Raw genomic sequence first — 6,363 nt, 5'->3', positions numbered from 1 at the left:
GGCGAACGATTTAATGCTAATTACGCCCATACTGAAAAAGAGGATATCAAATACCACTCACTAAAACCTGTTTTTGTCATCAGCATTTTAGACTATGTGATGTTTCCCGATGATCAGGATTTACGCCGCACGTTCCACATTTATGATGCTGAACACCAACATATTTTACGTAGTAAAGATGGTACCTCTTTAATGCAAATGGTTTTTATTGAATTACCCAAAATTAAAGGGAATGTCCCGCCTAAGTTAGTTGATTGGGTTGATTGCTTTGTTTTCGGTCTGGTACAAGAGACGGCAAAAACTTATATAAAAGATGTGATTAGATTGGTCGATGAAGTGGCTATTAGGAAAGGAGAGATGAAACAAATGATTGATGTGATTGAAAAGGCTCGGGAAGATGAGAAGGCCATACGTGGGTATGCGGAGGAAGTAGCTCTTGAAGTAGGTATTGAAAAAGGGATTAAAAAAGGGATTAAAAAAGGGCTTGAAAAAACAGCACTTAATTTGAAAAAAATGGGCATTCCCTTAGAACAAATTCAACAAGCAACGGGGCTCAGTATCGAGCGCATTAAAAAGCTGTAAGCAAACACCCACAAGCACGCTCATCTACATGATTGCTCGTGGGTGTATGCTTATAAGATTATGGAAATGGAGGAAAACATATGAAGGATATTATAAAACGCATACACGAATACGGGAAGGATTACTTGGCACAAGCCTATCAAGAAGGATATCAAGAAGGGTACAAAATAGGTCTCAGAGAATCGATAAAAAAACTTGGCCTTCGCCAGCAAATGGCGCTTATTCTAATTGAAATAGGCTATTCTGTTGAACAAATTTCAGAAGAAACAAATCTCCCTCCTCAACGAATCAGGGCATTAACACCACTCTAGCTCTGTACCCGTCAACTAAGTATCCACCTGCTGTGAGCGGATGCTTAGTTGACTTGTAATGATAAGTGAGGCATTAACTTTTCCGACTCAATGACGACACTATTTGCCCCTATTTTCTTTGCTTTTTCTACCTCGCTAACCTAACGAATGGTTGATGTCATTAGACCTACATGAACGCCATATTCATCTACCAATTGTCGCATTTCCGACAGCTCCCCGATAACACTTTCATAACTGAACGCTGGTGCAATATAAGTAGCGCCCGCTAGAATTGCTTCCATCGCATTTGTCATATTAGTAATATCTGTCATCACCGTTTTAATAGCGAGACCTTGCAACTGATAAGCTACTTTTCTTGCAGCCTTGCTTATTCGCAACCCGATCATAACGTTTGATACCTTCTCCACCAATAGTTTTGCTTCTTCCACCAATTCAGCTGCCCCTTTAGCTGTCAACACAAATCGACAGGTCCCTTAACTCACCTAGCTCTTCTAAAACCTTCTCCAGTACATCATCTGGGTGATAAATAAAAACTTTGTTAAAAAATAATCCTTCGATTTTTTTATAGTAGTTTAAATCCGATAATCTGGTATGACGTGTTATATCCACAAAAATTTTCATAGCTGCCTCACTTTCACTTCTAGCCTTCTTTACTTTCTAAACAAGATAATTGACCTTCCAACGAATAGTGTTGCCGAATTTATTCTGTTACACACTCCTACTGATTTGACTCATTTCTAATGCTCACATTGCACAAAAGGTAAGCGCTGTCATTCTTTTTTAAGAACACACTCAGAGTGAGCAATAGCTGGATAACGATTGATCAGCTACGAAAATTAGTTCTTAGATACTAGCACTGACCTAAGGTGTCACCACACTCTCTATTGATTAGATTTTTCAAGCTTTTTTCTCTATATCTGAAAAATATGATTATTATTCGATTTTTTCCTGCCAAAATAACTCACGTCATAAGCCATCACAATCCGCTCAATACGCCTTAATCAACACAGATACTTCCAATAATAATCGCTGGCAGCATAATAAAATAAGGAGCGATACTTTTAGTCATCATTACATTCCTTTCTTGATATCAATCATTGCTTGGATGGGCTGCCATAGACTAGACTGAAAAAATAAGGGGTGTACAATAGAAGAACATGCGTTTTAGGGCATTTGAATGTCAGAACTTGAAAGACGTACCTTTACAAAAAGAATTTAAACAACAAATCACCATAGTCGTAAATTGACTATGGTGAGTTATTTAAGTTAACAAACCTGTCCCCTCCTACCTCACAAACATCATCTCTATTCCTAATCGTTCCCGTTATCTTGGCAAAGTTCAACAACTTCAGCGATTATGTCATCTGCCATGCCTTTCGGAAAATAAGACAAGTAGGACTCATAGTATTTTCCATATTGTTCCTTGTCAATCCCATAATAATAATAACCATTGCTATAACAAAATAGTAAGGTTGGTTTAGCATCAATTTGACGCAAGTCTTTGGCCAAAGCCCCAACTAATTCTCCTGGAAATGTGATAATCCGTAGATGATTATACTCGATCACTGTACAAGTGGGACTTAATAAAAGACCATTTCGCTGATTCCGAGCCTCTAGTCTTCCTAAAATCATTTGATAGACTGAAAAACGAGGATCCTCGGGTGATGTTCCTTTGACTTTCTCTTGCCAGGTCCTTAATTCTCCTTGAAGCCATTGATCAGCTTGGGAATTGTAGACTGCTTGAAAGCGACTTTGTTTGAGGCTCTCCTCCGTTAAGTCCAACACTTTCTGGCAGGGGATAGCCAATAATTGCCTTGCTAAGGAGTGACCTAAGCGAGTCACTTCTTCTGGATTGTCACTTTTTCGATAGTGCCTGGTGCTGACATCGCCAGCCTCCCCATAAAAAAAGAGTAAGGGGGCACTTTTTTCCTGATAAAAATCTCGCATAGGGCCTAAAAGATCACTGGATAGGGCACAAGACTGCTTTGCTGTGGCCGTCGGATGACACCCAAAATTTACTAAATGGCAAATCGATTGCCCCTCTGCTCCATAAAATTTATAGAGATCAGCAAAGGGATAGTAGTAGGCAGAAGGGTCATTGCGGTTATTAAAAACTTTTTCTAGCATGACTTGACCTGATTCAAGGTGTGCGGGTTGCACTTTTTTTAACAAGTCCTCCACAGCTTTCATGATTTCTTTTTCCAAATAAATCAGATAGCTAGGATCAATCGGTGTATGGGGAGTCATCCCTGGTAAGACGGCTGGTCCTTGATGGGTATGACTGGCTGATATAATCAGCCCTTCTGGTCTTATCCCTAAGGGTTCGACCAAGGTTCGAATGCGCTTGAAAAAATTTTCTTCAATGGCAATTACATCTAACACCAAATAGATGATCGGTGCCGATGTTTCGATGCACAGGCCTTGGAGCAATAAAGGAAACTCAACAGTCGTTCCTTGACGAGGGCCATAGCCATCTAACCACACGGGAAAGTCTGGCGTAATGGTTTTTTGATAATAGGAGACCTTCATGCTCTTACCTCCCAATCACTAAAATCACAGAGTTGAATCTGCTGTTCCCTAATCCACTGTTTAAGAATGGGATCGCACAGAGCTTCTGCTTCTAAGGTTCGAATAGTGGTAAAGGATGAGTGAGTTAAGACATACTGGTCTAAAAATCCTGGATGAAAGACGACCATGGCACAGGCCTTATTTAAAATATCCCCTTGATCTTCGATTAAATAGGTGAGAGGATTGTACAAGCCATGAGCATCTGGTTTAAACCATTTGGCCAAGGAGATGCCGGTTTCCTTTTGCCAGTCCTGACTAAATTGCACATCAAACACTTCGTGAGATTTGGCCACCTGACTAATTGCCTTAAAAAAAACAGGTGACGTCACTGCGTGGCCATCCATGTAAGCTGGTTTCTTGCCAGTGATTTCTTTAAACCGCCGAACTTGTCCGTCAATTTCAGTAATCGCTTCTTCTAAATCGACGGTATCAGTAGCTCGCTGATTAATCTCTCGACTTGAAAAAAAAGTTCCCTCACGATTGCATAACGTCGGCAATTGACCGGAAGTAACTGGTGGCCCATTGCTGATGTTGACATGTAATCCTAAGGAGATTGAACTGTCTTGAATGAGTTGGTACCCCTTCTCTGCTACAGGCATATTAACCATCAAGCCAACAGCTGTGACCACCCCTTCTTTAAGAACTTTATGAATGCCATAATTAACAGCTTCACTAAAGCCTAAATCATCGACACGAACGATTAACTTCATTCCATTTCCTTCTTTCCATAACAGAAAAAGCATTGGCTTAGCCTAATGCTTTTTCTGATGTTTGTTTAAATCAATGCTGTCATAATGGTGCTTTTCGTTGTTACTTGACCTTTTTCAGCTTCTATAATATCCAAATAATCAGCACTATTAGCAATCACCACTGGGGTTTCCAGACTATAGCCGGCCTCTTGAATACGACTCATATCAAAGCTCACTAAAAGTTGCCCGGCTTTCACCTGATCCCCTTGGCTCACTTCTGCTGTAAAGAATTTGCCTTCCAACTGAACCGTATCCATGCCCACATGAATCAGTATCTCTAAGCCATTGTCCGCTACTAAACCGATAGCGTGCAAGGTTGGAAACAAGGTCACAACCGTGCCATCAAAAGGAGCGACAACCTTTCCTTCACTGGGAATGATTCCAACGCCTTTTCCAAGGATCCCCTGAGAAAAGGCGGCATCCTGAATATCCCCTAATGGTATCAATTGCCCTGTAAGTGGACTCGTTACGATTTCTTTTTTTACTGCCAACTTCGATACAGGTTCATCTCTCATAGCAGCTTCTGCTACTGGCGCATCTTTCCAGAATAAGAATGTTAAAACAAATCCGACAACAATCGCCACTAGGATACAAACAACGCCTGCGACAACCCCTGAGGCATCATTCGTTTTATTGTCAATCATATTTACCAAACCAAAGATTCCTAAACCGCCCATGGTATAGGCTTTACCATTCATAAAGGTCACAACGGCACCACTGGCGGCACCAGCAATCATTGAAAAGACAAAGGGGAGCTTTTTAGGTAAGGTCAAGCCATAAATAGCTGGTTCTGAGACCCCACAAAAACTTGAAACAATCGCTGGCACACATAAGTTTTTAAGTTTCTGGTCATTTAATTTAAAATACATCGCTGACACAACAGCGGCTTGAGCAAAAGTCGTTCCAAATACGCTGACCAATACCGTACTATAGCCATAGGTCATCAGGCTCATAATGGACAACGGAACTAAACTCCAGTGAAGACCGAAAACCACCAGTACTTGCCAGAAGAAGCCTAAAAGAATCCCGTAAATCACAGGTGAAAAGGTGTAAATCGCTGTAAACCCTTGACCAATTAACAGGGTCGCAAAATTAATCACCGGTCCAATAGCCAAGAAACCTAAAGGCAAGGCCACCACTAGCACAAAAAATGGAACAAAAAAACTTTGTAACAGTTCTGGAATAAATTTCTGTCCTAATTTTTGTAGCTGAGCCGCTAAAGCAACCACCGCAATAACAGGAATCACGCTTGAGGTATAATCGACTGCAATCATCGGAATGCCTGCAAAAGTATTGTAGATTGGACTAGCATAAGCCCCACCTTCAAATAGGGTCATCAAGGGTTTGGCGGGTGTCCCGTCTGCGGCTAACTTAAAAGCCGTTGCTTGAATCGTCGGATGACACATAGCCGCCCCAATGGCCAAACCAACAAAGGGATTCAACTTAAATTTCTTAGCCGAAGTATACCCAAGAAAGATCGGCATAAAATAAAAGACGGAATCGCCAATAGCGTTAAAGGTAATATAAATTCCATCGGTTTGACTGTACAAGCCTAGGAATAAAAGAAGGGCATTGACGCCTTTCAACATCCCAGCAGCACATAAAGCACCTAAAAAGGGTTGGAAACAGCCACTGATGATATCAATAAATTTATTGAAAAAGCCTTTTGGTTCGGCGCCTTCAGAGCTGGTGTCCTCGTTGATTCGAGCTACAAGACAGACATCCTCATAGACCTTCGGAACGTGATTGCCAATGACGACTTGATATTGGCCACCGCTCTTCATAATTGCCACAACGCCGTCCATCTTCTTCAAAACATCGTCATTGGCTTGACTCTCATCTTTTAACCGAAAACGTAAGCGCGTGACACAATGTGATAAACCATTTATATTTTCTGGTCCACCAACATTCTTAACAATTTCTTTTGCTAATTGTTCATATTTTCCCATTTCTTCCTGCCTCCATTTTCAATCTAGATACATCTCTATAATCAGATGTATCGCTCCATTTAATTAGCTATCAGCTCAGACCTTTCTTCTTCCTTACTAAAAGGTTTTAAGCGTGTGGTTAATTTTCGTGGAACGGTGATTCGATCTAAAATTAGAAGGTTTAGCCAACTTAATGTTACCATCCAGCTTAGTTTATTTAGGTTG

At 40.8% G+C, this 6,363-nt stretch carries 6 protein-coding genes; 2 read left to right on the top strand and 4 right to left on the bottom strand.

Going from position 1 to position 6,363, the window contains the following annotated elements; translation table 11 throughout:
- On the top strand, window positions 1-582 hold a 582-nt coding region (locus tag RWN13_RS04795), incomplete at its 5' end, for an Rpn family recombination-promoting nuclease/putative transposase (RefSeq protein ID WP_314060994.1).
- Window positions 583-662: 80 nt separating this feature from the next.
- The gene (locus RWN13_RS04790; protein ID WP_314060991.1) at window positions 663-893 is read left to right on the top strand and encodes a hypothetical protein; all 231 of its coding nucleotides are present in this window, start codon (window positions 663-665) and stop codon (window positions 891-893) included.
- Window positions 894-1,033: 140 nt separating this feature from the next.
- Here RWN13_RS04790 and RWN13_RS04785 read toward each other — a convergent pair whose 3' ends face one another.
- The 4 genes from RWN13_RS04785 to RWN13_RS04770 form a co-directional block, all read right to left on the bottom strand.
- Complete coding sequence (locus RWN13_RS04785) at window positions 1,034-1,351, bottom strand: hypothetical protein (RefSeq protein WP_314060990.1); 318 nt, start codon at window positions 1,349-1,351, stop codon at window positions 1,034-1,036.
- 853 nt (window positions 1,352-2,204) lie between these two features.
- The gene (locus tag RWN13_RS04780; protein WP_314060988.1) at window positions 2,205-3,422 is read right to left on the bottom strand and encodes a hypothetical protein; all 1,218 of its coding nucleotides are present in this window, start codon (window positions 3,420-3,422) and stop codon (window positions 2,205-2,207) included.
- Complete coding sequence (locus RWN13_RS04775; protein WP_314060986.1) at window positions 3,419-4,171, bottom strand: ChbG/HpnK family deacetylase; 753 nt, start codon at window positions 4,169-4,171, stop codon at window positions 3,419-3,421. The genes RWN13_RS04780 and RWN13_RS04775 overlap by 4 nt, the downstream gene beginning before the upstream one ends.
- A 65-nt stretch (window positions 4,172-4,236) precedes the next feature.
- The gene (locus RWN13_RS04770) at window positions 4,237-6,159 is read right to left on the bottom strand and encodes a beta-glucoside-specific PTS transporter subunit IIABC (RefSeq protein ID WP_314060984.1); all 1,923 of its coding nucleotides are present in this window, start codon (window positions 6,157-6,159) and stop codon (window positions 4,237-4,239) included.
- Window positions 6,160-6,363 lie beyond the last annotated feature (204 nt).

The sequence above is a fragment of the uncultured Vagococcus sp. genome (assembly GCF_963518325.1).
In the GTDB taxonomy this organism is placed as follows: domain Bacteria; phylum Bacillota; class Bacilli; order Lactobacillales; family Vagococcaceae; genus Vagococcus_D.
The sequence above is the reverse complement of the archived record's forward strand: the minus strand, read 5'-3'. Positions and strand labels throughout refer to the sequence as shown.

Bases quoted from the DNA above. Each gene is read 5' to 3' on its own strand.
- RWN13_RS04790 (WP_314060991.1), top strand. From the start codon at position 663: ATGAAGGATATTATAAAACGCATACACGAATACGGGAAGGATTACTTG.
- RWN13_RS04780 (WP_314060988.1), bottom strand. From the start codon at position 3,422: ATGAAGGTCTCCTATTATCAAAAAACCATTACGCCAGACTTTCCCGTG.
- RWN13_RS04775 (WP_314060986.1), bottom strand. From the start codon at position 4,171: ATGAAGTTAATCGTTCGTGTCGATGATTTAGGCTTTAGTGAAGCTGTT.
- RWN13_RS04770 (WP_314060984.1), bottom strand. From the start codon at position 6,159: ATGGGAAAATATGAACAATTAGCAAAAGAAATTGTTAAGAATGTTGGT.